Below are 25,355 nucleotides of genomic sequence, written 5' to 3' on the forward strand. Positions count from 1 at the left end.
GGGGGTATCCGCCGTGGACAGGGGACCGGTACGGGCGATGGCGACGACGGGGGCGATGATCCTCGTTCTGACACTGGTCGGAACGGAAGACGTTCCCGCACGAGGGACACCACACGTGCCGTCGCAGGACGTGCCGGTCCGGCCGGTCACGCCCACGGAGCCTCCGGCCGATGGCGGTCACGGACCCCAGACCACGTGCACGGTCTCGGAGATCCTGGAGCCCTCCTGCGGGGCGTGGTGGGGCGCCAGCCCCTACCAGGACCGGATCGAGCCGTTGGAGAAGGCCGTCGACCGGCGTATGGACATCGTCTACACCTGGCGCGGTATCGACCAGGCCGACGTCCCCCGCTCACGGGAGCGGAAGATGATCTCCGAGGGCCGGCTCGTGCACACCAACATCGAGGCTCGCCGCTTCACCCGCCGAGGGCATCCGGCCGTCGCCTACCGCTCCATCCTCCAAGGCGAGTTCGACGAGTCGCTGCGGGCCCAGGCCCGCTCCATCGCCGAACTGGAGGTGCCCTACTTCCTCACCTTCGACCACGAGGCCGACGCCGACAAGCGCTACGACAAGCGCGGCACGCCCGAGGAGTTCGTGCGTTCCTGGCGGCACATCGTGGACCTGTACCGCCAGGAGGGCGCCGACAACGTGATCTGGGTGTGGAACGTGACCGGATGGAAGGGCAACCTCGATCGCCTGCCGGGGCTGTGGCCGGGCAACGACTACGTCGACTGGCTCAGCTGGGAGGCCTACAACATGACCGGCTGCGACACCCAGCCGCACTGGACCGAGGTGTACTCCTTCGAGGACGCGCTGCGTCCGGCCTACGAGTGGATCCAGGAGGAGGGCGCCGAACACGGCATCGACCCGGACAAGCCCGTGATGATCGGTGAGATGGGCACGACGTACATCGGGGCCCGGGAGACCACGAAGTGGTACACCGACATCCCCGACGTGCTGCGCCGCTACGAGCGTGTGCGCGCGGTGAAGGTGTGGGACAACAAGGTCTCCCCGGGGTGCGACTTCCGGATCGGGGCCGACCGGCACGCCCGCAAGGGCTTCGAGACGGCGGGCAAGGACCCGTACGTGAAGCTGCCCGACAGGGTGCGTCGTCTGGCCGAACAGGCTCGGCGGCGAGACTGAGGAAGTCGGAGGGACCGCGGTCTCAGCCACCCACGGAACGGAGCATGGACCAGGTGCGCGGGCCGTCGCACGGCAGGTCGTACTCGGCGGTCACACGGAAGCCGAGGGACTCGTACAGGCGGACGTTGCGTTCGGCGGAGGTCTCCAGGAAGGCGGGGAACCCCTGGGCGTCGGCCTCGCGTAGTCCCGCGTCGATCACCCGACGCCCCAGCCCTCGGCCCATCGCCTCCGGCCGGACTCCGACGGTGCCGAGGAACCACACCGGTGCGTCCGGCCTGTGGACCGCCATGACCGCCTCGGCGCGCGCGTAGGCCGGAGCACGGTCCCCCGCGAGTTCCACGAGCCGCGGGAGCAGTCCGTCCATCACCTCGTCGGCGCCGCCGGAGTCGGGCGTGGACCAGACCGCGACGGCGTCGAGGCCGTCGCTCACCCAGACGCGTCCGTGGGGGAGGCCGATCTCGGCCAGGAAGATCCGCTGGAACTCCCTCAACCGTTTCCCATGGTCGTCGGCGCTGATGACGTGCCGGGTGAGGGGGTAGTCCGCGAAGGCGGCGGCCAGGGTGTCTGCCGCCCCCTCGACGTCGTCGGTGGTCGCCTCACGGATCACGGGCGTCCTTCCTGGGTAGGGGGCACCGAAGGTCCCCGATGCCGTTTTCGAGGCTACAGACCCCTGCCACGAAGGTGCAGCGCGCGTAGGACCCATCCGGCCGGCACCCCGCACACCACCGCCAAGGCCAGGTAGGCGCGGCCCTCGGTGGGACGATGGCGGATCGTGGTGCCCGTCCAGCGCAGGGCCGCGCGGCGGTGCCCGGCCGCGGCCTCGGCGAAGGCGATCTGCCCGGCCACCCGCGCGTAACCGCGGGGGACCAGCGCGAACTCGGGGTAACGCTCCAGGAGCCAGCGCAGAGCGGTGGAGATGGTCCGCCAGCGGCCGGAGAAGTGCGAGCGGCGGTGCCACAGCACCCGGACGCCGGCCTCGGGGACGTTGCGGACGGGCCCCCGTCTGGCCAGGCGCAGCAGGAGCTCGTAGTCCTCGCCGTAGCTGCCGGGGATCTCCTCGCTGACCGTCCCACAGCCTCCCACCATGGCGCGGCGTCGGATGAGGAACGTGGAGGGGTGCAGCTCGGTCAACCGCGATCCCAGCAGGTCGCCGAAGGTGATGCTGGTCCTGTCCAGGGTGCGGACCGCCTCCACCTTGTCGTAGACCACCCGGATGCCGCAGCACACCACCTCCGTGCCGGGTTCGTCGAGCATGACCCGCACCTGCGCGCGGAGTTTGCCGGGCAGCCAGGTGTCGTCATCGTCACAGAAGGCGACCAGGTCGGTGTCGGCGGCGAGCACCCCGGTGTTGCGGGCTCCGGCCAGGCCGGGGGTGAGGGTGTTGGTGACCACCCGTACGGGACGGTCCCCCTCGGAGCAGGCCAACGAGGGATCGGGCTGGTCGTTGTCGAAGACCACGATCGAGGTGACACGACCGGGATAGTCCTGTGCGGAGATCGCGCGCAGGGTGCGGCGCAGCAGTTCGGGTCGGTCCCGTGTGGGGACGACCACGGTCACCTCGGGCCAGGTGTCGGGGACCTCGGCGGTGTGGGGCGAGGAGGCGGGCGCGGTGCCGTCGCCGATGCCGGTGAGCAGGTCGACGAGTTCACCGGTGCGCAGCGCGGCCCGTGCGGTGTCCTCACCGTGGGGGGAGACCCGGAACTCCTCGGGAGCGGACAACGCCCTGTCGATGAACGAGGACAGCTGATGGAGGGTGGCGCAGGAACGCACCCGGCCCGTCTCCTCCAACCTCCGGACGAAGGACAACTGGTGGTCGTCCACGTGCTCGCGCAGTTCGGGGTCGCGGGGCACGACGATGGGCAGACGGCCGACTCCGCGCGCCTGGACGATGGTGGCCGGACCGCCGTGGGTGACGACGACCCGGGCCTCGCGCATGTGCTCACCGAGGTCCTCGCCGGGCAGGAACGGAACCCCCGCCGCCACGGTGGGTGCGATGCTGTGCCCGTGCTGGACCAGGAAACGCAGGTCGCGGCGGCGGCGTGCGCAGTCGTCGATCCATCGGACCAGTCGGTCGAAGGAGTGGTGGTCCGTGCCGAGGCTGACCACCACGTCGGGGTGGGCGTCGTCGTCGGGCGGAGGGAGGGGACGGATGGTCTGTTCTGTCAAAGGAGCGGTCCTACCGTGATGGCGGTCGGCATGAAGGCACGCTGCTCCTCCCACTGGGCGAGGAACAGCCTGGTGAAGGGACGGCACAGGCGCGCGGTGAGCGTGGGAGCGTCGATGCGGTCGTAGACCTCGATGTAGACGGTGGGAATCCGCAAAAGCCAGGCGAGGACGAAGAACGGCAGGGCCACCCCGGCTCCGGTGGTGACGACCGCGCTGGGACGCCGCTCGCGCAGGACGCGGACGGCCAGCCAGGTGTTGCGCACCAGGTTGCCCAGATGACGGGTGGTGGGGTGATGGGCCCACCGGACACGTTCGTGGCGGAGGGCGGACTCGGCGTCGGGGGTGCGGAAGGTGACCCAGACGCGTTCCCGGTCTCGCCACCAGGGACGCAGTGAACACAACTGGGTGAGGTGCCCTCCGCTGGAAGCCACCAGGAGAACCGGTTGCGAAGACATGAGGTCATCATTACATAACTCTGTGTGATTAAAAGGGGGATCGCCGGAGCGGAGGAAGGGAATCCGGGGCCAGGGGCGACACGCCCGTCAGGCCTGAGACGCCCGTCCGAGGAGGGCCCGTTCCCACCCGCAACGGCGGTTCCGGACACAGCGGAATCGCGGGCTCACAGACGTGGGTCCAGGGACAACGGGCCACGCAGCGACCACATGGTCATCAGGTGTCCCGCCGCGCCCACGGACACCGCCAGTACCAGGGTCGTGACACCTCCGCCCAGCACCGCCTCCCACAGTGACGGCAGGACCCCGAACCACACCAGCGAGCCGGCCGCCGCGATCACCACGGGTCGGCCGAACGGGTGCAGTACGACGAGGGAACGCAACTGCCACAGCGGCAGCACCTTGCGTAGCAGGACGGCGACCACCAGGGCCACGGCCGCGCCCGTCGTACCGGCCACGGGTACCAGGAACACGCACAGGAGGAGGAGGGACACCAGCGCCAGAGTGTGGTTCAGCAGGTTCAAGCGGGTCCGTCCGGTCATCGTCAGGACCAGGTCGCCCATCCCCAACACGGCGGCCGACACCTGCCCGACGCACACCACGACCAGGGCCTCGGCTCCGGCGGTGTAGTCCTCGCCGAAGAGCCGCATCACCTCGGGGGCGAACATCAGAGCCGACAGATACAGCGGCCACACCAGACACACCAGCCATGCCGTACCCGCCTGGTACAGCGCGCGCACCCCCACGTGGTCCCCCGCGGCCAGTTGTTCGGCGAAACGAGGCTGCGCCGCGTACGACACCGCCTGCGTACCGAACTGACCGACCACCATGACCCGTGTGGCCGCCATGAACACGGCGGCTCCGCCCGGCCCGCCCAACAACGCCACCAGCACCACACCGCCACGCTGCACCCCCATCTGGGCGACTCCGGCGGCGGCACGGGGCAGTGCGAAGGACCAGAACGTGGACGGATCCACGCGCCCGTCCGCCCCACGGGCCGCCGGCCCCCCAGGACTCCCAGGGACGCCCCCCGTCCGGGCGAGCGAGAAGGAGGCGTGCTCCGAGGCGTCCGGACCGACGGCGCTTTCCGGCACGGTCTCCTCGGGCACCGACCGGCGCAGCACCCGGCCCAGCCAGAACCACGCCAGCGCCGCGGCGGGCAGGTAGGGTCCCGCCCACGCCAACGCCAGCAGTCCGGAGGACCCGGCCGCCACGACCACCCCCACCAGCCCCAGCTGTGCCAGGGGTCGGCCCGTCTTGTCCAGCAGGGCGGTCGCGGTCATGTCGTGGTGTGCCCGGGTCGCGGCCAGAGCCGTCTCGGTGAGCACCGCGAACGGGAGGAAGAGCGCCACCAGCCTCAGATAGACGCCCGCCTGCCCGTCCCCCAACGCCCGCGAGAGGGGGTCGGCGAACACCACCAGCAGCGCGGCGGTCGCACACGCGGCCAGCACGGCCGGGCCGGTGGCCAGGCGCAGGAGGTGGGGCACGCCTCCCGAGCCTCCGAGCACGCGCATCCGGGCGATGAAGTACACCAGGCCGTCGGAGGCGCCCAGGTTGGCCACGGCCGCCGCGATGAGGAACACCGACGTCGCGGAGAACAACAACCCCGCGGTCTCCTGGGAGAAGGCCCGGGTGATCGCCACGATCAGCGCCAGGTTCAACACCGCACCGACCATGGCGCCCGCCATGTTGACCGCACCGCCGCGCAGGACCCGGCGCAGCCCGGACGGCACCGGCGCGGTGGTCACGCACACCACGAGGGCGTGCGCCCCCACCAGGCGGCGAGCCGGCTGTCGCTGTCGGTGAACCGGGCGCTCAGTTCCGAGCGCAGTCCCTCGGGCATCCTCGCCCGAACGCGTACGTTGTGTCTTCCCGGCGCGAGTCCCGGACCCGGCGGAAGTCCCAGGAAGCGTTCGATCTCCGCCAGCGCGCGCGCCGTCCCGTCGAACAGGTCGGCGTGGTCCACCACGTGCATGCGGTCGCGGCCCAGATGCTTCTCCATCCGTACCAACTGGTCCACGTAGTGGCCGCGTGCCACGTATCCGTGGTGTTGGTGGGAGTACGACCGGTAGTGCGGATCGGTCGACATCCGCTCCTCCTCGCCGGCCAGCCGCAGCGGTTCCAACTCCAGGGCCCGGGCGAACGACTCGGTCTCGAACCCCCGTGCGCTCTCATGGGCGTGTGCCGAATAGGCGCGTTCCACCGGGTCGCGCAGGATCACCACCACCCGCACCTCGGGCAGGTCCCGGGCGATCCGTTCGGCGGCCAGGGGGTGGAACAGGTAGTACGGACTGGACTCGACCACCCGCACCCGGGGGCGCCCCCTCCGCGCCCTCAGTGTCGCCCGCATCGGAAAGTGCGACCGGTACCAGTCCAGACCATGGTGGTAACCGGTGTCGAAGTAGTGCACCCCTTTGCGCAGGGTGGGGCCGGCGACCGAGGGGTGTCGGCACAACGCCTTGAACAGCGACGTCGTGCCGCAGCGCTGAGCCCCGCACACGAGGAAGTCGGGCAGCACCCGCGCGGCGCTCGTGGCCCCGCCCCAGCCGTCCGCGACGGGGAGCAGGGCCCGTCGCGCGGGATCGACCAGACGAGGGAACAGGGCGGGCCGGGGGCCTTGGGACATCACATGGTCCTTCCTGGTTCGATGGTTCCGATCGCGTCCTCGCGGTCACACCCGAGGGGAGGCCTCGGTGGCGGCCCTGTCCTGAAGCCCCTCCAAAGCGGGCAACAACCAGTCGTCCACGGCCGCCATACGGCCGCCGCTCTCGTCCTGGCGGTCGTGCAGATACCGGGTGGCCAGGTCGATCAGGTACAGCGCCATCACCGTGGACACCGTCCGGGACCCGACCCCCGCCTCGACCATCAGCGGGTCGCGCAACAGCCGTGAGCCGCTCTCCAACCACCGGTGCACCCCCGGATGGACACCGTCCTGCACGCACTCGTTGAGGTCGTAGTGCAGCGCGTCGAACCCCACCGGCGCGTTCAGGGAGAGCCGTTCCCAGTCCCACACGAACGCGCGGCGTGAGGTGCCGGCGATGTTCCACCTGGTCAGGTCCCCGTGCCAGGCCCCGAAGAGAAGAGACACGTCCGGCAGGCGGTGCAGCGCCGCGCGCAGCGGCACGGCCTCCGGTCGCGCCCCCAACGCCACGATCCGCTCCTCCAGGGATCTTCCGTAGGAGCTGTCCCTCAGCCTGTGCCGTCGTACCTCCGCCAGGTGGGCGATCTGTGCCACGCACCGCAGGAGCTGGCGCCGCGTGGGTCGATCCGTCTGGTCGCCCACCGGTAGGGCCTCCTGTACCAGCAGGGGGTGGCCGTTCCACTCGCCCTCGTACATCAGTCGTGGCACGGTCACGTCCCGCAGACGGACCCCCGACAGGTGACGCAGAGCCCAGGTCTCGGCACGGACCAGACGCGCGGTCAGGTCGTTCACCGCCACCTTGGCGTAGCCCACGGTCCGTCCGCCGGGTGTGAGCAACAGGAGGACCGGCTTACGGTTGGCCCTGGGCGGACCCACATGGATGGCGATCGCCAGATCACGATCCAGGGCCGAGGCGAGCGCGTGCTCGATGCCCGGGCCCACGCCCACGTACAGTCGGTCGCGCAGCAGCAGGGGGGCCAGTCCGCTGGCGAACGCCCCCGTCAACAGCAGGGTGCGCGCCTTCTCCCGGAGCGAGTGCCCCTGGGCGAAGGAGGCGATCCCCCGTACGGCCGCGGACCGGTCGTGGGCCGGCAGGATCACCCGCGGGTTGCGCGCGCTGGGGATGGGGAGGTACTGCCCTCCCCGCTCGCGGTGCGCCAGTCGCCGGGTCTGGCGATCACCCGGCGCCAGCAGTCCGCCGCACGGCCACAGCACCGCGGCCAGGTCGGTCAGGTAGGTGGTATCGCCGCTCACCAGAGCCTCCCGCGGGTGCGCGCGGACGCCTTCCGCCTGAGCGCCGGTTCCTCGCCGCGCCACAGCAGGGCGACGGCGATCATGGTGACCGCCAGGGGGGACATCAGCGCGACGTAGAAGAACATGTACCAGAACAGCAACAGCACGGTCAGCAACGCGCCCTGGCCCACGGGGGAGGACGCGGCCCGGTAGCGCCAGGCGATCCGTGCGAAGAAGACGAGCATGAAGGCGGTGCCCACCCACCCGCCGGCGATCAGGGTCATCCACAACTGACCGGCGTTGCCGATGACGTGTCGGCCACAGCCGGGACACTCGGCCGTGGGGCCGACCGCGATCGAGTCGGAACTGCCCTGGGCCTGCCTGGTGGTCCCCCACCCCATGACCGGGGACAGTCCTGCGGCCTCCACGGAGGCGGCGTTGGAAGCGGCCCGTCCGTCGTCACTGTGCGGACTGTCGGCTCGTGTGCGTACCACGTCGGCCAGCGGGGAGGCGGCCAGGAACAGCAGTACGAGCAGGACGACGACGGAACCGGCCGCCACCAGGGTCACGCGGCCCCGACGCAGGGCGGCCACGGCGGCGTAGCCCAGCGACAGCGCCAGTCCCACCCACAGTGCCCGGTTGAGCGAGTACACGACGGGGACGGCGGACAGCGCGGCGGCGGTCAGCGCACCCCAGCGCACCAGGCCCGAGCCCTGGACGATCCATCCGACCACCAGCCACACCAGCGACAGGGAGAGCATGTATCCCCAGATGTTGGTGTACTCCCAGGGAGCCTTGGGGCGCGCCGACTCGTACCCCAGGACGTCCATGATCTGGGAGGAGGCGGGATGGACGAGGGCCCGCATGTAGGAGTCCGAGGCGAGGGCTTCGGGGAGCAGGTACTCCGCCGGTGCCGTGAACTCGAACCGTGGCGCGAGGACCCCCAGGTAGCCGCCGGCGATGGTGGTCAGGCACAGCACGGCCAGCGCCCACACGACCACACGGGTGGGAAGTTCGCGCTCGGAGAGGTTACCGACGTAGAGCAGCAGGACGGTCAACACCAGGTAGTTGACGATCCGGAGCAGGGCGCCACCGTACCCGCCGCTGTCCGCAACGGTGCCCGGTGTCTCCAGCGGTACCAGGAACAGGCCCAGCACGGTCCAGAGCAGGAACAGCGCCCACGCCCAGAACCCCGGAGGGACCCGAAGCCCCCTGGCGCGGTGGCGCCGTACCAGTTCGGCCGCCATGGGGAGCGCGAACAGCCAGTAGGCGAACTGGCCCATGCCCAGGGCCCACCACAGCGGATATCCGGCCAACAACCAGACCAGCGGCCGACCGGTGGCGGCCCGGGGAGGGCCGACCACCGACGACCCCCCGGTGGTCCAGGTGGTCGTGGTCCCCACCGGTGAGGCGCGGGAGGGCACACTCTCCATCAGTTCCGGGACCCCGAGGCCGCGGCGGCGGACGCGGTCCCGTCCCGCCCGGTCGCCGTGCCGACGGACACGGTGTCCCCGATGTCCGTGCCGGTCTCCGTGGGGGGAGTCGTCTCCCCGTCGGACTCCAGGACCTCCAAGACCTCCACGGCACGGGCGCCGTCGTCCTCCCCGAACCCGAAGGCCCTCTCCGCGGCCGAGAGGTCGGCGCCGTCCTCGCTCCAGTCGGCCACCTCGTCCCTCTCCTCCTCGGCGTCGTCGGGCAGTCCGACGATCTCGGTGCGGGTCGGTGTCCCTGTCCCCTCGAAGCTCTGTTCCGCGTCCGCGGCGGCCGTGTCCCTCACGTCCTCCGTGGGGTCGGTGTCCTCGGCGCCGGTATCGACCGGTGCCCCTGCCTCCACGCGAGCGCTCGTGTCGACCGCGGGCGGCGGGTCGGCCAGGGGACGACGGGGCAGGACGGCCGTGCCCGGTACGGGTACCGCGAGCCGCTCGGCGAGGGTGAGCAGGTCGGTCAGATCCCTGCGGCGGGTCCGGTCCGGTTCCACCACCGGCAGGAGCATGTCGGCCGAGGAGGCCAGAGCGTGGACGTCGGCGCGTTCGCTCACGGGGGCGGCGGCGACCACCACGTACTCGGCCTCGGTGCGCAGCCGCCGCAACAGCTCCACCATGGCCGTGTCCTGCACGGGCGTGTGCGCTCCCCAAGACCCGTGCCGCAGCACCCGCAGGCGACGCGGGGCGTGGGGACGCGCCATCGGCCCGACGGACTCCCAGCCTTCGGCCGGTGCCTCGTCCAGGCCGGCTCCCTCGGGCGGCCCCAGCAGGTTCGCGGCGGTGTCGCCGTGGGGGTCCGCGCACACCAGCAGCGTCTCCGAACCCGTGCGGGCCAGGGCGGCGGCCAGAGCCACGGCGATCGTCGTGCCGGCGTGGCCCGGGGCGGTGGCGGCGACCAACAGCACATGGCCGGACGCGGTATCCCCCTCGGTCTCACCCGGGAACCGGGGAGCACCGAAGGACAGGCGGGCGCGCATCAGGTGCGCGAGCTCGTTGACGCGCTGCCCCGCGCCGGCACCGTCGTCCAGCAGCACGGAGCCGTGCCCGTCCGCACGCATCCGGTCGGACAGGTCGAGCAGGACCGGAAGCCTCGTGACCCGAGCGGTGTCCTCGGTATCGCGCAGGCGCGGGTCGAACCGGTCGCGGACGAGGGCGGCCGACAGGCCCGCCAGCAGGCCGAGCGCGGCGCCGCCCACCAACCACAGAGCGGGGACGGGGCCGCTGGGTTCCTCGGGGAGACCGGCGGGGGTGAGCACCCTTCCGGCCTGGACCGTCTCCCGCAGCACGCTGAGAGGGCCGATCCCCTTGCCCAGTTCCGTGATCTCCTCACGCAGGGCCTCTGTCCGCGTGTTCGCGCCGGGGAAGGCGGCCTCCTCGGCGACGGCCTCGGCCAGGTCCTGGTAGAGGTCCTCCCGCTCGCCTCGCAGCGCCTCCAGACGGTCGTCGACCAGGGCGTCGACCTGGGCCCGGCGTACCTCCAGGTAGGCGTCGGCGTAACTCCTCGCGCCGGCCTGGGCCGCCTCCGGGGTGGAGGCGGAGAAGCCGATCTCCAGGACGTTGCTGTTGGGAGGGACGTTCACTTCCACGCGTTCGCGCAGATCATCGGTGGTGGGCGCGGGGACCTCCCCGGGGAGGGACTCGGCCACCACCGACGACACCTGGTCCGAGATCAGGATCTGGGCCTCGGTGTCCAGGTTGACGTCCCCCGACAATCGTCCGGAGCGCTCCCCGGTGAACTCGTCCATCCCTGTGGGCTGGACCTGCACGGCGGTGACGGAGGTATAGGTGGTGGGCAGGACGACCACCATGGCGGCGCCGAGGACCAACCCGCCGATGACACCGGCCCCGATCAACCGCAGACGGCGGCGTAGCAGTGCCGTGTACTCCCTCAGTTCCGGTCCGGACGGCCCGGAGATGTCGGTGTCCATCGGATCCTCTCCGTGCGAGCAAGGCCAACACCTTTAGTAATTGATTACACACTCAGTGTAGTACCTTGGGGGATGCCGGACGTGGGGAAAACCGTGGTTCCCCGCGGAAGGAGAGAGAGGCCGTTCCTCCCGGCGAGGCGGAGTCGCGGCGTTCGGACGTACCGGAGAGACCTCACGCCGTCGCCCGCGGACGCGTCGAGGGGCGGCGGGATCCTTCCCGCCGCCCCTCGCGCACGACCGAGGTGGGGCCTCTCACCCGGCCCCGGGACGTCAGCCGGCCGCCAACGTGGGGGGAAGTCCGGTGGAGGACTCCCACGCCTCGTCGCACTCGCTCTGAGTGGACACCGTGTGCGCTCGGGCCGAGCAGTCCCGATACTGTGTCACCTCTTCCCGGTACATCACGGCGACCGAGGTCAGGGACAGGGACATCACGATTCCCAGGACGCCCACGGCCACGCTCATCAGCGCGCCCGGCGCCTGGGTCCGGTTCTCCCGGGCGGCACGCCGGGCACGGAAGCCCTGGACGACGCCGAACACGGAGAGCACGACGCCGTAGGGTGGCAGGAGCAGGCCCGCCGCACCGAAGAACAGACCCCACAGGCCCCCTCGCTCGACTCTGGGGGGTTGACCTTCGGATCGTGGCTCCGGGCTGTTGTCGGTCAAGGTTCACTCCTTCGCAGCGCCCCGTCCGGGGGCGGTGTGGTCCGCTTCCGCGAGCGCGGAGGGTACCCCGCGGTCCTTGTCTCTCGGGGCGGTCCAGGAGGCCGTCGAGGCGCCCGTCACACGTCGGCCAACACCGCACTCCCCGTAGGTAGACGCTACCTGTCCCGATAGGGTTGGAACGCGTGCGGGTCCCGTGGACCCGTCGGCCCTCGGCGATGCCCGCGGTGCGGCCGGCCGAACCCGGTGTAGGTGCCGGGCGTGCGCGAAAACCGGATGCTGCGCCGTCCCCCGGCGCCCCCGGACGCGGGAGGCGGCTCCCGCACCGTTCTCTAAACACTGGGAGAAGCATTGACCGCGCGAGTGGTGGTCCTCATATCGGGCACGGGCAGCAACATGGCGGCGCTGCTGGAGGCGTCCAAGGACCCCGACTACGGGGCGAGCATCGTCGCCGTCGGTTCCGACCGCGAGGGCACCCCGGGCATCGAACTGGCGGGCGGAGCCGGAGTCCCCACCTTCGTCGTCCCCTTCCGCGCCTACACCGACCGTGCGCGGTGGGACGCCGCCATGGCCGAGCGGATCTCCGGGTACCGTCCCGACCTGGTGGTCTCCGCCGGGTTCATGCGCATCCTCGGACCCGCGGTGGTCGGCCGGCACCCGGCCGTCAACATCCACCCCGCCCTTCTCCCCTCCTTCCCCGGCGCGCACGCCGTTCGCGACGCGCTCGCCCATGGTGTCCGCATCACCGGCACCACCATCCACTTCCTCGACGAGGGCGTCGACTCCGGGCCGATCATCGACCAGGCGAGCGTTCCCGTCCAGGACGACGATGACGAATCCAGCCTCCACGAACGCATCAAGGAAGTGGAGCGGAAGATGCTGGTCGACACGGTCGGCAGGCTCGCCCGCGAGGGCTGGACCATCGACGGCAGGCACGTGCGGTTCGGCCGCACCGAGCACAGCGTCGCCGACGCGACCTACACGAAGGAGAACCGGTGACCCAGCAGGCCATCAGGCGTGCGTTGATCAGCGTCTACGACAAGACCGGTCTGGAGGAGCTGGGCCTCGGCCTGGCCGAGGCCGGGGTGGAGATCGTCTCCACCGGCTCCACCGCCGCGCGGCTGCGCGAGGCCGGCATCCCCGTGACCCCCGTGGAGGACGTCACCGGCTTCCCCGAGATCATGGAGGGCCGCGTCAAGACCCTGCACCCCTCGGTGCACGCCGGTCTGCTCGCGGACCGGAACAACCCCGAGCACGTGGCCCGGATCCAGGAGTTGGGCATCGCCCCCTTCGACCTGGTCGTGGTCAACCTCTACCCCTTCCGGGACACCGTCGCCTCCGGCGCCTCCGAGGCCGACTGCATCGAGAAGATCGACATCGGCGGGCCCGCCATGGTGCGGGCCTCGGCCAAGAACCACGGCAGTGTCGCGATCGTGGTCGACCCCGGCGGCTACGACGAGGTCCTTCAGGCCGTCCGCGACGGTGGTTTCACCCTGGAGCAGCGCAAGCGTCTGGCCGGACTCGCCTTCCGGCACACCGCGGGCTACGACGCCGCGGTCGCTGAGTGGTTCGCCGACGCCTACGCCCCCGACGAGACCGCCGTCGATACCTCCTGGCCCGAGTTTCGCGCCACCGTCCACACCCGCAAGGAGGTTCTGCGCTACGGCGAGAACCCGCACCAGCGGGCCGCCCTGTACGTCGTCGACGGCGTCGCCGCGCACGGACTGGCCGGGGCGGAGCAGTTGCACGGCAAGGCCATGTCGTACAACAACTACGTCGACGCCGACGCCGCGCTGAGGGCCGCCCACGACTTCGAGCAGCCGTGCGTGGCGATCATCAAGCACGCCAACCCGTGCGGCATCGCCGTGGGCGCCGACAACGCCGAGGCCCACCGCAAGGCCCACGCCTGCGACCCGGTGTCGGCCTTCGGCGGTGTGATCGCCACCAACCGCCCCGTGGGAGCCGACCTCGCCGGGCAGATCGCCGAGGTCTTCACCGAGGTCGTCGTGGCACCCGGCTTCGCCCCCGAGGCTGTGGAGATCCTCACCCGGAAGAAGAACATCCGTCTCCTGGTGGTCTCCGAGGCACCTTCGCACTCCCGTGTGGAGACCCGCCAGATCAGTGGCGGCCTGCTCGCCCAGTCGGCCGACGCCATCGACGCCGAGGGGGACGATCCCGCCGACTGGACCCTGGCCACCGGGAAGGCCGCCGACGAGATGGTCCTCGCCGACCTGGTCTTCGCCTGGCGGGCCGTGCGCGCGGTCAAGTCCAACGCCATCCTGCTGGCCTCCGACGGGGCCACGGTGGGTGTGGGCATGGGCCAGGTGAACAGGGTCGACTCCGCCCGACTGGCGGTCACGCGCGCGGGCGAGAGGGCGGCCGGCTCCGTGGCGGCCAGCGACGCCTTCTTCCCCTTCGCGGACGGATTGCAGATCCTCACCGAGGCCGGGGTCCGCGCGGTCGTCCAACCCGGCGGATCGGTACGCGACGAGGAGGTCATCGCCGCGGCCGAGGCCGCCGGAGTGACGATGTACCTCACCGGCACCCGGCACTTCTTCCACTGAGCGAGGAGCAACACATGAGCGCGACCGTCCTGGACGGCAAGGCCGTCGCCAAGTCCATCCGCGAGGAGCTCTCCGAGCGGGTGGCGAGACTGCACGACCGGGGCCTCACCCCCGGCCTGGGCACGGTACTGGTCGGCGACGACCCCGGCAGTCACTCCTACGTGCGGGGCAAGCATCGTGACTGCGCGCAGGTGGGCATTGCCAGCATCCGTCGGGACCTGCCCGCCGACGCCACGCAGGAGGAGGTGGAGCAGGCGGTCCACGAGCTCAACGCCGACCCCGCCTGTACGGGGTACATCGTGCAGCTGCCGCTTCCCCGGGGCCTGGACGAGAACCGGGTGTTGGGCCTGATCCACCCGGAGAAGGACGCCGACGGACTCCAACCCTCCAACCTCGGCAGGCTCGTACTGATGCAGGAGGCGCCGCTGCCGTGCACACCGCGCGGCATCGTGGAGCTGCTGGCCCGCTACGAGGTACCGCTCAAGGGCGCCGAGGTGGTCGTGATCGGACGTGGTGTGACGGTGGGGCGCCCCCTCGGCCTGCTGTTGACCCGCCGGTCGGAGAACGCCACCGTCACGCTGTGCCACACGGGCACCCGGGACCTGGCCGAGCACACGCGCCGGGCCGACATCATCGTGGCGGGGGCCGGTGTACCGGGGCTGGTCACCAAGGACATGGTCCGTCCCGGCGCGGCGGTGCTGGACGTCGGTGTCTCGCGCACCGACTCCGGTCTGGTCGGCGACGTCGCGCCGGACGTGGCCGAGGTGGCGGGGTACCTGTCCCCGAACCCGGGTGGTGTGGGACCGATGACCCGGGCGATGCTGCTGGTGAACGTGGTGGAGGCCGCCGAGCGTCAGGCCGCCGCGGGATGAGGGGCAGCCTCGTCACCGATCGGTGACGGGGCCGCGGTCCTCCCTCGCGGGAGGACCGCCGTCGTGTCCACCGCGGAGCACGGTCCGTCCGGACCGGTCAGCTGGCCTTGCGGTTCGAGCCGCCCAGTGGCATCGGACGGACCAGCCCCAGAGCCACGACCTCGTTGGCCAGCCGGGTCCTGCGGTTCTGGCCTTCGGGGATACGGAACTTCTGGTACAGCCGCAACAGGTGCTGTTTGACCGCCGCCTCGGTCACCACCAGGGCTCCGGCGATGTCACGGGCGGTGGCGGGGGCCACGAAGGCCTCCTCCGACAGTGCGGGCCGGCACAGCGCGGTCAGGACGTCCAGCTCCCGGCGGGTGAGCTCGGGGGCGGCCCCGCGACGCAGTTCGACGTCGGGGCTGATCTGTTCCTGGGGGAGACCGCCGATCCGGCAGCGGGCGTTCCCGAAGGTCACCACGTCGCCCTCCTCCAGGACACGGCGCGCGATGGGGCGGCCGTTCACACGGGTTCCGTTGCGGGACAGGCCGAGGTCGACCACGTAGACGTAGGGTCCGCGGCGGACCAGTTCGGCGTGGAGTTGGGAGACACTGAGGTCGTTGAGCCGGACGTCGGCGCCCGCGCCGCGGCCGATGGTGGTGACCTCACCGTCGAGTTGGTGGATGTCCCCGGTCTCTTCGACCCGGAGGTAGGGGCCGTCCACGGTGGGTCCTCCCGAACTGGGGTGGCAGTGCCGATGGGGGTGCTGGCGTCGGTGGTGGAGAGGTGACTGTCGGGGGGAGGCCGTTCGGCCTGCGCGTTGAGTGGGCTTCATGGGGGCGATCCTTGCTCACCGGTGCACTCATCTCCAGCTTGGTTACCCGGGTGGTACGTGTTCTACGCTCTTACTCTGGAGTTAGGCGGACAAGGCGCGTGAATACGGATCTGTAGCCGAATCGGAAGCGGGAAACGGTCACCATGGGGCTCTCCGAGGGGCAGAGCCGTTTCCGTGAGGCCTGAGGCCTGGGCGACACGGGTCACTACAATGGGCGCGTCGCACCCGGACGGGAAGCCCCGCTTCCCGCTCGGCACGGCCGGACACCCGGGAAGTGAGCCTTCGGAGCGGTGTTCGGTCCCGGACGGTCCGTCACCAGTGGCCGGACGGTCTCGCCGGTCGCCGGGAAGACACGTAAGAGCCGCGAGGCGGCCGGACAATCCTCAACCGAACGGGTCGGAACGCGGTGGACAAGGCGGGGCAGGCGGGTGTGGCGGACGAGGGCGCGCGGGAGGAGAGGGCGCCTGAGGAGGCGCCTCGCGAAGGGCGAGACCCTGAAGAGAGTCGGGGCCAGGACCGTCCGCCTGAGGTGGACCCGGTGGGCCCGGCGGACGCGGAGGCCGACGGGTCTCCCGCCCGGCCGGAGGTACCGTACTGGCTCGCCCAGGTGCCCTACTTCCTGGTCATGTCGGCGCTCGCGGCGGGGATCGTGGTCGTGGCCGCGGCCTACTTTAAACGTGGTCCGGCGATCATCGCGGGTGCGTTGCTGCTGGCCGCCGCCTTCCGACTCTTCCTGCCGAAGGAGTGGGCCGGCATGCTCGCGGTGCGCCGTCGATGGGTCGATCTTCTGACCCTGGTCACCCTCGCCGTCCTGCTCATCGTGCTGGCATGGGTGGCGCCGCAGCTCTCCGCTTAGGCGTCGAATAAGCTTGACATCGAGATACCGCGAGAACGACAAGCCACCGCCTCCCGGGGAGCACGGACCCCGGGCGGGATCAGGTGATTGCCGCGCGCGCGGACCGGCTCCGGCCACGAACCGGTGACCGGTCCCCGACGCACGAGGCGGTAGCGAAGACTGAAGGGACAGCCACACAGCCATGGCCAAGATCAAGGTCGAGAACCCCGTAGTCGAGCTCGACGGCGACGAGATGACCCGGATCATCTGGTCCTTCATCAAGGACCGTCTGATCCTTCCCTATCTCGACGTCGACCTGAAGTACTACGACCTGGGCATCGAGGAGCGCGACCGCACCGATGACCAGATCACCATCGACGCCGCCAACGCCATCAAGGAGCACGGCGTCGGCGTCAAGTGCGCCACCATCACCCCGGACGAGGCCCGGGTCGAGGAGTTCGGCCTCAAGAAGATGTGGCGTTCGCCCAACGGCACCATCCGTAACATCCTCGGTGGTGTCGTCTTCCGCGAGCCCATCATCTGCGAGAACGTGCCCCGTCTGGTCCCCGGCTGGACCAAGCCGATCATCATCGGCCGTCACGCCCACGGTGACCAGTACAAGGCCACCGACTTCAAGGTCCCCGGCCCCGGTACGGTCACCATGACCTACACCCCGGCCGACGGCAGCGAGCCGGTCGAGTTCGAGGTCGCGAACTTCCCCGAGGAGGGAGGCGTCGCGATGGGCATGTACAACTTCCGCAAGTCCATCGAGGACTTCGCGCGTGCGAGCCTGAACTACGGCCTGGACCGCAACTACCCGGTCTACATGTCCACCAAGAACACGATCCTCAAGGCCTACGACGGCATGTTCAAGGACGTGTTCCAGGAGGTCTACGACACCGAGTTCAAGGAGCGCTTCGAGGCCGCGGGTCTGTCCTACGAGCACCGCCTCATCGACGACATGGTCGCCGCGGCGCTCAAGTGGGAGGGCGGCTACGTCTGGGCCTGCAAGAACTACGACGGTGACGTGCAGTCCGACACCGTCGCGCAGGGCTTCGGATCCCTGGGTCTGATGACCTCGGTCCTGCGTACCGCGGACGGCCGCACCGTGGAGGCCGAGGCCGCCCACGGTACGGTGACCCGCCACTACCGCCAGCACCAGCAGGGCAAGCCCACCTCGACCAACCCGATCGCCTCCATCTTCGCCTGGACCCGCGGTCTGGAGCACCGGGGCAAGCTGGACAACACCCCCAAGGTCGTGGAGTTCGCCAACACCCTGGAGGACGTCGTCATCAAGACCGTCGAGGGCGGTCAGATGACCAAGGACCTCGCGCTCCTCGTCGGCGGCGACCAGGAGTGGCTGACCACCGAGCAGTTCCTCGCCGCGCTGGACGAGAACCTCTCCAAGCGCCTGGCCTGAGCCACGGCGCCGATCTCCTGTGATGATCGTCACAGGAGATCGGCGCGCGCCTGAGATCCACGTCATGCCCGGGTCGCCCCGAGAAGGGGTGCCCGGGCGTCGTCGTCCTCGGAGTCGGAGAAGAGTGTGATGTCCTGAAAGCCCGCGTTCGTAGGCCTTGAAGAACGAGGACTCGCAAAGTTCTCCGGCGTGTTTCCCGTGTTCGGCGTACATGCGGAGGCTCGTGGTGGAAGGATGGAGGAAGCCGGAAGCCGATACGGCTCAGGGGTGCGACATAGACCACGTGGGCTGAATTCGCACCTTAAGCGAACTTTGACCTATTGTGGAGTCATGCCGGTGAGAATCGGCAGGCCAGAGAGGGTTCACGCCCCTCTGCCACATGGACCGACGTACCGGCCGTGCGCCCGCTGGGGGGTAGGCGCGCACAGTACGGAACGTCACGAAGAAGGGCCCGTCGCTTCGGCGACGGGCCCTTCGCCTTTCCCACCCGTCACCCTCCACCACCCTCAAACGTCGCTACGCGCGGTCTTCTCTTGCCCGTCACCCTCCACCACCCTCAAACGTCGCTACGCGCGGTCTTCTCTTGCCCGTCACCCTCCACCACCCTCAATCGTCGCTACGCGCGGACCCGCCCGATCCGTCTCCGAGAAGGCGGGGCCGCGCGCACGGGTCCTAGTCCTGGAAGGCGCTCTCGGGGATGGGCTCTCCGGCGCGCATGGCGGCGAACATCTCCTCGGAACGGGCCTCGTCCCAGACCACCACCGAGCCGACACCGTCCAGGGTGGGAGTGCTCCCCACCGGGACCGCGGTGGTCTGCGTGCCTCCACGCATGGACAGGAGCATGGTCGCCAGATGCCGCAGCTTGTCGCCCTCGTCGACCATGAACGTCTCCGTGCCCGCGAGCATCAGCGGCACGGCCCTGAAGGGGTTGAAGAGGGTGGAGGGAGCACCGGCCTCCTGGACCAGCGCCGAGAAGAACTCGCGCTGACGGGCGATACGGTCCAGGTCGGCGCGGGGGGTGGCGCGGGTGCGCACGTAGCCCAGAGCGGTGCCGCCGTCCATGTCCTGACAGCCCGCCTCGATGTCCAGACCGGCCTTGGGGTCGACCATGGCCTCCTCCGGGCAGAGTTCGACTCCGCCGACCGCGTCCACCAGGTCCACGAAACCGCCCATGCCGATCTCCACGTAGTGGTCCACGCGTACACCGGAGGCGCGTTCGAAGGTCTCCACGAGAGGTGCCGGACCGCCGCAGACCTCCTCGCCCTCCTCATCGGTCCCGCACACGCTGTCGGCGAAGGAGGCGTTGATCTTGTTGTCGGCGTAACCGGGGACGGCGAGGGGCACGTAGGAGTCCCGGGGGACGCTGACGATGGTGGGTTCGCCGTCGTCGGGGAGGTAGAGGATCATGATGGTGTCGGTCCGGCGCCCTTCGGCGCGACCGGTGGCCAGTTCCCTGATCTGGTCGTCGTCCAGTCCCTCCCGGCTGTCCGAGCCCACGATCATGTAGGTGGTGCCGGGCTGCTTGTCCGGGCGTCCCTCGTAGTCCAGCAGGGCTTCCACCCGGGTCAGACGCGCGTCCGCCCACAGATAGAGCCCGCCGGGCACGATCAGGAGGAGGACCAACAGGGTCACCAGGATCGTGTTGCGCCGTCTGCGGCGGAGTTCCCTTCGGCGGCGCTTGCTCCCGCTTCCGTCGTACTCGCGGCCGGGGCCGTGGGTACGACGCCGGGGTCCGCTCGGCCGTAGAGGGGGGACCTCCTCGGCCCTGGGGAGTCGACGTGTGGCGCCGACCACTCGTTGTTCGGACTCACGGGGGCGGTAGAGCTTCTCGAACTCGTCCGGGTTGCCGGGGTCGCCACCGCGCCTGAACACGCCCTGCCTGTCGTGTTCGCCGGTGCGGCCGACCTCCCTTGGTTTATGGTCGGGCATCGCATCGCCTATCTGCTCGGCGCGGGGGAACGCCTCGTCGCTACTTTCCACCTGTGTGATCGCGAAAAGGGTAGCGGGGTTCGCCCGGTCCTCCCCGACCGGGTTCAGCGCAGTCTGTGGGCACCGGCGGAGGGCAGGGCGGTCCGCACCCTCGGCGGTACGCGGTTCCTGGTACGGAACTCCTTCACGAGCGCGTCCTCGATGCGCTCCACCCTCTCCGTGGCGGCCAGCGCGAGCACGGTCCCGGCCCACCCGGACATCCGTACCCCGCGCGCACCGGCCCGCGCGGCGGTCTCCGCGACCAGTTCCACCTCCGGGGTGGGTAGCTCGAAGCGGCGCAGGGACAGGTGGGAGGCGGACAGGACGGGGCCTGTCTCCTCGGCTCGTCCGGCGCGCAGCAGTCCGACCGCCGCGTTGAGCCGGTGCACCTCGGTGACCGCGTACTCCACCCGACGGCGCAGCACGGGGTCCGGTAGCTCGCGCAGTGCCTCGGGCAGGTCCCGCACGGCCCGCAGAGGACCGATGATCTCCTGTGCGCGTCGCAGTTCGGCCGCGCGGACGGCCCGTGGGTCGCGTCGGGGCAGGGACCCGGTGTCCACCACGATCAACCGCAGTCCGCTCTCGGCCAGGTCGAAGGGGAGCACGGTGGTGCGCATGGTCCGTAGGTTCACCCGTACCGCGCACCCGGGGCGGGCCGCCAGCGCCACGCGGTGGTCGGCGGTGGTTCCCTCCGGGGGAGGCCCGCCTCCCATGTCGGCCAGGGCCAGCGTCACCGCGGCGCCCACGGCGGACACGTGACCAAGGGAGGAGTGCGCGGGCAGGTCGGCCCCCCACACCACGCGGATCCCCTCGTCGGCGCCGAGCAGACCGGCCCGACGCGCCTCCTCCACCGCCGCCGTCACGGCACGCGTGGCCTTCCGTCCCGAGCGCGTTCCACCGCTGAGCGTGGTCACGTGGACGCGGTGGTCCGGAGAGGGGCCCACGGCCGCCGTCACGCCCCAGGGGAGGGCGACGTACAGTCCGACGCCTCCGCTGGCCGCGGTGTGCTCTCCCATGAGCGCCAGACGTCCCGGCGCGTGCCACACGCCGGCGGGCGGTGTGCCGAACCGCGTGCCGAAGCGCCGCACGAGTGCGTCGGCGTCCGGAGCCCGCTCCGGCCACGTCCCCACCGGGCCCGCCGACCGCACACCCAACACGGCACGCAGCCGCGCACCCGCGCACTCCACCGACGACTCCTTTCCCGGACGTCTCTGTCCCACCAAGTGTGCCCACACCCGGAAGGGACCCCGAACCGACCCCGGGGCGGGGCTTGGCGTGGGCCGTCCGCGGAGGAGCCCACACCTCCATGCGTCGCGGGGCGGGAGCCGCCGGAGGACGGCGAGCCGGATTACGCGACGTTCCTCAGGGCAGGACAAGCGGCAAGGGAGCGGGGGAGGGCAGAGTGGCCTCAGTACTGGATCGGGCCAGGGACACGGCCCGGCACTACCAGAACATGGCCATGGACGCGTACTGGGACCTACGCCGGCGCAGGCCCGGGATCGACCACCTGGTGCGTGCCTACGAACGCTACTCCGACCGCAACGGCAGCCAGCTCGCCGGAGCCGTCACTTACTTCACCTTCCTGTCCTTCTTTCCGCTGCTCGCCCTGGCCTTCGCCGCGGTCGGTTATCTCGCGGCCTTCCAGGTGGAGATCGGCGACCACCTCCAGCAGGCACTGGACGAGGTGCTGCCCGGGTTGTCCGATCAGCTGCCCGTGGAACAGATCGCCCAGGCGCGCGTGGGAGCGAGCGTCCTGGGCGCGCTCGGTCTGCTCTACGCGGGGCTGAACTCGGTGTCGTCGCTGCGCGAGGCCCTGCACTCGATCTGGCTGAAGAACTTGCGGGAGGGCCCCAACATCCTGGTCCGCACGGTGGCGGACGTACTCCTCATGCTGGGGCTGGGCGGGGCCCTGCTCCTCGCGGTGACGCTCACCAGTGTCGCGCAGGCCGCCACCCAGTGGCTGCTGTCCCTTGTGGGCCTGGACGGTTCGCTCGTGGCGAGCCTGACCCTGCGCGTGTTGGCCCTGGTCATCGCGGTGGCCGTCAACATGGGGATCTTCATGATGGCGTTCTCGCTGCTCTCCGGCAGCGGACGACCGGCGGGCATGATGTGGCGGGGCGCCCTTCTGGGCGCGATCGGTTTCGAGGTGCTCAAATCCGCCGCGGCGCTCCTGCTGTCCGGAACGCTCACCAACCCCGTCTACGCCTCCTTCACCGTCCTGGTCGGGCTGTTGGTGTGGATCAACCTGGTGATGCGCCTGGTCATGTTCAGCGCGGCCTGGACGGCCACCTGGCTGCCGGTGCCGCCCCCCTACACCGGATCGATACCGCTGCCCGAGGAGAACGGCGTGGCCTGGCCCCGGGCGGTGCCCGCCCGGCGTCCGCCGGAGCACGAGCCGGCCGGCCACCGGTCCGCCGGACATGCGCTCGCCGGAACGTTGTCCCTGCTGGGAGCGGCCGGAGCGGCGGGCGCCACGGCATGGATACTGCGTCGGCGCGATGACGTTCGGTGACGAAAATCCAGGACGGTCACGGGGAAACAGAAATTTTTTCCATGGAATTCGCCTTATGCGAGTCGCTTGCCCCGTATGTGAACGGTGTGTGAAGGGTAGTCCTCTCCTGTCCCGGTTGGCCGGTTCTGCCGGGGTGCGACGGTGAGTCGATCGCGGTGGTCGACGAACACCCCCTTCGGAGGGCAGATGGGAATCGCATTCAACTCGTCCGAGCGTTCGACGATCGGTGTGGAGTGGGAACTCCAACTCGTCGACGAGCGGACCCGGCATCTCAGGCAAGAGGCGCCGAAACTCCTCTCCGAACTTCCCGAACTCAGCTCGGAGGCCGCGACCCCCCCTTTGCGTCACGAGCTCATGCAGTCCCAGGTGGAGGTCGTCACCGGGATCTGCGAGACCGTCGAGGAGGTCCGAAACGACCTGAGTCGCAACATCGACCGGATGCGAGAGGTCCTGCTTCCCTGGGGGAGCACGCTGACCTGCTCCGGAACGCACCCCATCGACGACTGGCGGGACCAGGAGATCAGCCCCGGCAAGCGCTACGGGGAACTGGTCGAGCAGATGCAGTGGCTGGCCCGGCGCATCCTGACCTGCGGTGTCCACGTGCACGTGGGGGTACGCGACCGGGACAAGGCCATTCCGATGGTCAACGCCCTGACGAAGTACCTGCCGCATTTCCTCGCGCTGACCGCGTCCAGTCCGTTCTGGGGCGGACAGGACACCGGACTGGCCTCCTCCCGGTCGGTGATCTTCGGGTCCTTGCCGACCGCCGGGCCGCCTCCGAGCCTGGCCGGCTGGGCGGCTTTCGAGGAATACCTCGAAACGCTTCTCAGGGCGGGTACCATCGCCTCTATCAAGGAAGTGTGGTGGGACATCCGTCCGCACCCTGATTTCGGCACCATCGAGATCCGGATGTTCGACGGGATTCCCACCCTGCGCGAGGTGGGAATGGCCGCCGCGCTCTCTCAGAGCCTGGTGGAGCTGTTCGATCACCAGCTCGACCGCGGGTACGGTCTGCCCAGCCCGCCGTCCTGGGTGGTGAAGGACAACAAGTGGCGTGCCACCCGCTACGGACTCGACGCTCGTGTCATCACGGACGCACATGGGACCACCGTTCCGCTGCGTGACGACCTGTACGAGTTGGTCCGCGACCTGAAACCGGTGGCGGACCGACTGGGCTGCGCCGAGGACCTGGACCTGATCTCCGAGATCCTGGACAAGGGTGCCTCCTACGAGCGCCAGCGTGCGGTCATCGCCGAGGGCGGTTCCCTCGACGACGTCGTGGACATGCTCGCAGCCGAGCTCCGCGGCGGTCCCGCCCGTGCACAGGTCGGCGTCGGCGACGGAGCCGGTGCGCGGTAGACGTGAAGAAGAGGGGACCCTCGCATGCAGGGACGTGACCTGCCGGAACAATTGACCGCCTTCCTGGCGCGCCATGGGCGGGATATGATCGGCTTCCGCCGGGACCTCCACATGCACCCCGAACTCGCCTTCGCCGAACACCGCACGACCGGTCGGATCGCCGAGCGCCTTCTGGACGCGGGTCTCAAACCGCAGGAGCTGCCGCAGGGAACCGGTCTGATCTGCGACGTCGGCTCCGAGGACGGTCCCGTGGTCGCGTTGCGCGCCGATATCGACGCCCTTCCCCTGACCGACGAGAAGGACGTTGCCTACCGCTCGACCGTGCCCGGGGTCGCGCACGCCTGCGGACACGACGTGCACACCACGGTGGTGCTGGCGGCGGGGATCTTTCTCTCCCAGTTGGAGAGGGCCGGCGCCCTTCGGGGTCGGGTCCGGCTCGTCTTCCAGCCCGCGGAGGAACTGCCCGGAGGCGCCGTGGAGGTGATCAAGGCCGGGGCCATGGACGGGGTGGACCGTATCTTCGCCCTGCACTGCGATCCCCGTCTGGTGTCCGGCCGGGTCGGGTTGCGCACGGGCGGCATCACCGCCGCCTGCGACCAGCTGATGGTGCGCCTGTCGGGTCCGGGCGGGCACACCGCGCGTCCGCACCTGACCTCCGACCTCGTCTACGCACTGGGCAAGGTGGTCACCGAGCTGCCCGCGGCGCTGTCCCGGCGGATCGATCCCCGGGCCGGGTTCAGCCTGGTGTGGGGGCGCATCAGCGCGGGGTCCGCGCCCAACGTCATCCCCGAGGACGCCGTGGCGGAGGGCACCGTGCGCTGTCTGGACGACGAGGCCTGGCACGCGGCCCCGGACATCGTCAAGGGCCTGGTGGAGACGGTGGCCTCGGCCTACGGCGCCGAGGCGGAGGTGACCTACCGCAAGGGCGTGCCCCCCACCATCAACGAGTCGACCAGCGTGGACATCATGCAGGAGGCGGTCGTGGCGGCCCTGGGTCCGGAGGCGGTGGCCCCCACCCCGCAGAGCCTGGGCGGTGAGGACTTCGCCTGGTACCTGGAGCAGGCCCCCGGTGCGCTGGCTCGCCTCGGCACCCATTCCCCGGACTGGACGGGGCCCATGCTGGACCTGCACCGAGGCACCTTCGACGTGGACGAGCGCGCCATCGGTACCGGCACCCGTTTCATGGCCACGACCGCACTGACCGCGCTGGCGGCGATGGACGACTCCCAGGGCAGGACGCGGGTGGACAACGAGGAGGCCCTGGCCTGAGGAGGGTCGGACCGACACGGCCGGCGGAGGACCACAC

At 70.4% G+C, this 25,355-nt stretch carries 21 protein-coding genes; 9 read left to right on the forward strand and 12 right to left on the reverse strand.

Features of this window, described 5'->3' with window-relative positions:
• Positions 1 to 13 precede the first annotated feature (13 nt).
• Positions 14 to 1,141 carry a glycoside hydrolase family 26 protein gene (locus tag PFX91_RS06055; RefSeq protein ID WP_502888263.1) on the forward strand — a complete coding sequence of 376 codons (1,128 nt, stop codon included), beginning with the start codon at positions 14 to 16 and terminating at the stop codon, positions 1,139 to 1,141.
• Positions 1,142 to 1,163: 22 nt separating this feature from the next.
• Here PFX91_RS06055 and PFX91_RS06060 read toward each other — a convergent pair whose 3' ends face one another.
• From PFX91_RS06060 to PFX91_RS06100, 9 genes are all read right to left on the reverse strand, one after another.
• Positions 1,164 to 1,748, reverse strand: coding sequence for a GNAT family N-acetyltransferase (locus PFX91_RS06060; protein ID WP_285730029.1), 585 nt, complete (start codon positions 1,746 to 1,748; stop codon positions 1,164 to 1,166).
• Positions 1,749 to 1,801: 53 nt separating this feature from the next.
• A complete protein-coding gene (locus PFX91_RS06065) occupies positions 1,802 to 3,307 on the reverse strand; it encodes a glycosyltransferase (RefSeq protein ID WP_285730031.1) in 1,506 nt (501 codons plus the stop codon).
• Positions 3,304 to 3,762, reverse strand: a complete 459-nt coding sequence (locus PFX91_RS06070; protein WP_285730032.1) for a glycosyltransferase family 28 protein — start codon at positions 3,760 to 3,762, stop codon at positions 3,304 to 3,306. Before PFX91_RS06070 ends, PFX91_RS06065 begins: the two co-directional genes overlap by 4 nt.
• 164 nt (positions 3,763 to 3,926) lie before the next feature.
• On the reverse strand, positions 3,927 to 5,534 hold the full coding sequence (locus PFX91_RS06075; protein ID WP_502888254.1) for a lipopolysaccharide biosynthesis protein: 1,608 nt from the start codon (positions 5,532 to 5,534) through the stop codon (positions 3,927 to 3,929).
• Positions 5,504 to 6,385, reverse strand: a complete 882-nt coding sequence (locus PFX91_RS06080) for a sulfotransferase domain-containing protein (RefSeq protein ID WP_285730033.1) — start codon at positions 6,383 to 6,385, stop codon at positions 5,504 to 5,506. The genes PFX91_RS06075 and PFX91_RS06080 overlap by 31 nt, the downstream gene beginning before the upstream one ends.
• Positions 6,386 to 6,430: 45 nt before the next feature.
• A complete protein-coding gene (locus PFX91_RS06085; RefSeq protein ID WP_285730034.1) occupies positions 6,431 to 7,654 on the reverse strand; it encodes an aminoglycoside phosphotransferase in 1,224 nt (407 codons plus the stop codon).
• Positions 7,651 to 9,066, reverse strand: a complete 1,416-nt coding sequence (locus tag PFX91_RS06090) for an O-antigen ligase family protein (protein ID WP_502888255.1) — start codon at positions 9,064 to 9,066, stop codon at positions 7,651 to 7,653. The genes PFX91_RS06085 and PFX91_RS06090 overlap by 4 nt, the downstream gene beginning before the upstream one ends.
• The gene (locus PFX91_RS06095) at positions 9,066 to 11,045 is read right to left on the reverse strand and encodes a Wzz/FepE/Etk N-terminal domain-containing protein (RefSeq protein ID WP_285730035.1); all 1,980 of its coding nucleotides are present in this window, start codon (positions 11,043 to 11,045) and stop codon (positions 9,066 to 9,068) included. The genes PFX91_RS06090 and PFX91_RS06095 overlap by 1 nt, the downstream gene beginning before the upstream one ends.
• Before the next feature lie 270 nt (positions 11,046 to 11,315).
• Positions 11,316 to 11,708, reverse strand: a complete 393-nt coding sequence (locus PFX91_RS06100; RefSeq protein ID WP_285730036.1) for a DUF4190 domain-containing protein — start codon at positions 11,706 to 11,708, stop codon at positions 11,316 to 11,318.
• A gap of 360 nt (positions 11,709 to 12,068) precedes the next feature.
• Between PFX91_RS06100 and purN the strand changes: the two genes are divergently transcribed.
• Genes purN through PFX91_RS06115 form a run of 3 tightly spaced genes read left to right on the forward strand, consistent with a single transcriptional unit; the run spans position 12,069 to position 15,141 of the window.
• Positions 12,069 to 12,704, forward strand: a complete 636-nt coding sequence (gene purN, locus PFX91_RS06105) for a phosphoribosylglycinamide formyltransferase (protein WP_285730100.1) — start codon at positions 12,069 to 12,071, stop codon at positions 12,702 to 12,704.
• Positions 12,701 to 14,269 (forward strand): bifunctional phosphoribosylaminoimidazolecarboxamide formyltransferase/IMP cyclohydrolase, encoded by a 1,569-nt coding sequence (gene purH / locus PFX91_RS06110; RefSeq protein ID WP_285730037.1) that lies wholly within the window; start codon positions 12,701 to 12,703, stop codon positions 14,267 to 14,269. The genes purN and purH overlap by 4 nt, the downstream gene beginning before the upstream one ends.
• A gap of 14 nt (positions 14,270 to 14,283) precedes the next feature.
• A complete protein-coding gene (locus PFX91_RS06115) occupies positions 14,284 to 15,141 on the forward strand; it encodes a bifunctional methylenetetrahydrofolate dehydrogenase/methenyltetrahydrofolate cyclohydrolase (protein ID WP_285730039.1) in 858 nt (285 codons plus the stop codon).
• A 97-nt stretch (positions 15,142 to 15,238) separates the two neighbouring features.
• Here PFX91_RS06115 and PFX91_RS06120 read toward each other — a convergent pair whose 3' ends face one another.
• A complete protein-coding gene (locus PFX91_RS06120) occupies positions 15,239 to 15,844 on the reverse strand; it encodes an FHA domain-containing protein (protein ID WP_285730040.1) in 606 nt (201 codons plus the stop codon).
• Positions 15,845 to 16,361: 517 nt separating this feature from the next.
• Between PFX91_RS06120 and PFX91_RS06125 the strand changes: the two genes are divergently transcribed.
• Together PFX91_RS06125 and PFX91_RS06130 are read left to right on the forward strand one after the other, a co-directional pair.
• A complete protein-coding gene (locus tag PFX91_RS06125) occupies positions 16,362 to 16,811 on the forward strand; it encodes a DUF3017 domain-containing protein (protein ID WP_285730041.1) in 450 nt (149 codons plus the stop codon).
• A gap of 181 nt (positions 16,812 to 16,992) precedes the next feature.
• Positions 16,993 to 18,210, forward strand: a complete 1,218-nt coding sequence (locus tag PFX91_RS06130) for an NADP-dependent isocitrate dehydrogenase (RefSeq protein ID WP_285730043.1) — start codon at positions 16,993 to 16,995, stop codon at positions 18,208 to 18,210.
• A 672-nt stretch (positions 18,211 to 18,882) separates the two neighbouring features.
• Here the strand turns inward: PFX91_RS06130 and PFX91_RS06135 are convergent.
• Both PFX91_RS06135 and PFX91_RS06140 read right to left on the reverse strand, forming a co-directional pair.
• The gene (locus tag PFX91_RS06135; RefSeq protein WP_285730101.1) at positions 18,883 to 20,139 is read right to left on the reverse strand and encodes an LCP family protein; all 1,257 of its coding nucleotides are present in this window, start codon (positions 20,137 to 20,139) and stop codon (positions 18,883 to 18,885) included.
• A gap of 104 nt (positions 20,140 to 20,243) precedes the next feature.
• Complete coding sequence (locus PFX91_RS06140) at positions 20,244 to 21,365, reverse strand: galactokinase family protein (protein ID WP_285730044.1); 1,122 nt, start codon at positions 21,363 to 21,365, stop codon at positions 20,244 to 20,246.
• 215 nt (positions 21,366 to 21,580) lie between these two features.
• Here PFX91_RS06140 and PFX91_RS06145 point away from each other — a divergent pair, with 215 nt between their 5' ends.
• The 3 genes from PFX91_RS06145 to PFX91_RS06155 all read left to right on the forward strand — a co-directional run bounded on the left by PFX91_RS06145 (position 21,581) and on the right by PFX91_RS06155 (position 25,318).
• Positions 21,581 to 22,690 (forward strand): YihY/virulence factor BrkB family protein, encoded by a 1,110-nt coding sequence (locus PFX91_RS06145; protein ID WP_285730045.1) that lies wholly within the window; start codon positions 21,581 to 21,583, stop codon positions 22,688 to 22,690.
• A 186-nt stretch (positions 22,691 to 22,876) separates the two neighbouring features.
• Positions 22,877 to 24,049 (forward strand): glutamate--cysteine ligase, encoded by a 1,173-nt coding sequence (locus tag PFX91_RS06150; protein ID WP_285730046.1) that lies wholly within the window; start codon positions 22,877 to 22,879, stop codon positions 24,047 to 24,049.
• A 24-nt stretch (positions 24,050 to 24,073) separates the two neighbouring features.
• A complete protein-coding gene (locus PFX91_RS06155) occupies positions 24,074 to 25,318 on the forward strand; it encodes a M20 family metallopeptidase (RefSeq protein WP_285730048.1) in 1,245 nt (414 codons plus the stop codon).
• Positions 25,319 to 25,355 lie beyond the last annotated feature (37 nt).

Source organism: Nocardiopsis sp. ATB16-24, from assembly GCF_030271535.1.
GTDB lineage: Bacteria > Actinomycetota > Actinomycetes > Streptosporangiales > Streptosporangiaceae > Nocardiopsis.

Bases quoted from the DNA above. Each gene is read 5' to 3' on its own strand.
- PFX91_RS06070 (WP_285730032.1), bottom strand. From the start codon at position 3,762: ATGTCTTCGCAACCGGTTCTCCTGGTGGCTTCCAGCGGAGGGCACCTC.
- PFX91_RS06080 (WP_285730033.1), bottom strand. From the start codon at position 6,385: ATGTCCCAAGGCCCCCGGCCCGCCCTGTTCCCTCGTCTGGTCGATCCC.
- PFX91_RS06090 (WP_502888255.1), bottom strand. From the start codon at position 9,066: ATGGAGAGTGTGCCCTCCCGCGCCTCACCGGTGGGGACCACGACCACC.
- PFX91_RS06095 (WP_285730035.1), bottom strand. From the start codon at position 11,045: ATGGACACCGACATCTCCGGGCCGTCCGGACCGGAACTGAGGGAGTAC.
- PFX91_RS06115 (WP_285730039.1), top strand. From the start codon at position 14,284: ATGAGCGCGACCGTCCTGGACGGCAAGGCCGTCGCCAAGTCCATCCGC.
- PFX91_RS06130 (WP_285730043.1), top strand. From the start codon at position 16,993: ATGGCCAAGATCAAGGTCGAGAACCCCGTAGTCGAGCTCGACGGCGAC.
- PFX91_RS06135 (WP_285730101.1), bottom strand. From the start codon at position 20,139: ATGCCCGACCATAAACCAAGGGAGGTCGGCCGCACCGGCGAACACGAC.
- PFX91_RS06150 (WP_285730046.1), top strand. From the start codon at position 22,877: ATGGGAATCGCATTCAACTCGTCCGAGCGTTCGACGATCGGTGTGGAG.
- PFX91_RS06155 (WP_285730048.1), top strand. From the start codon at position 24,074: ATGCAGGGACGTGACCTGCCGGAACAATTGACCGCCTTCCTGGCGCGC.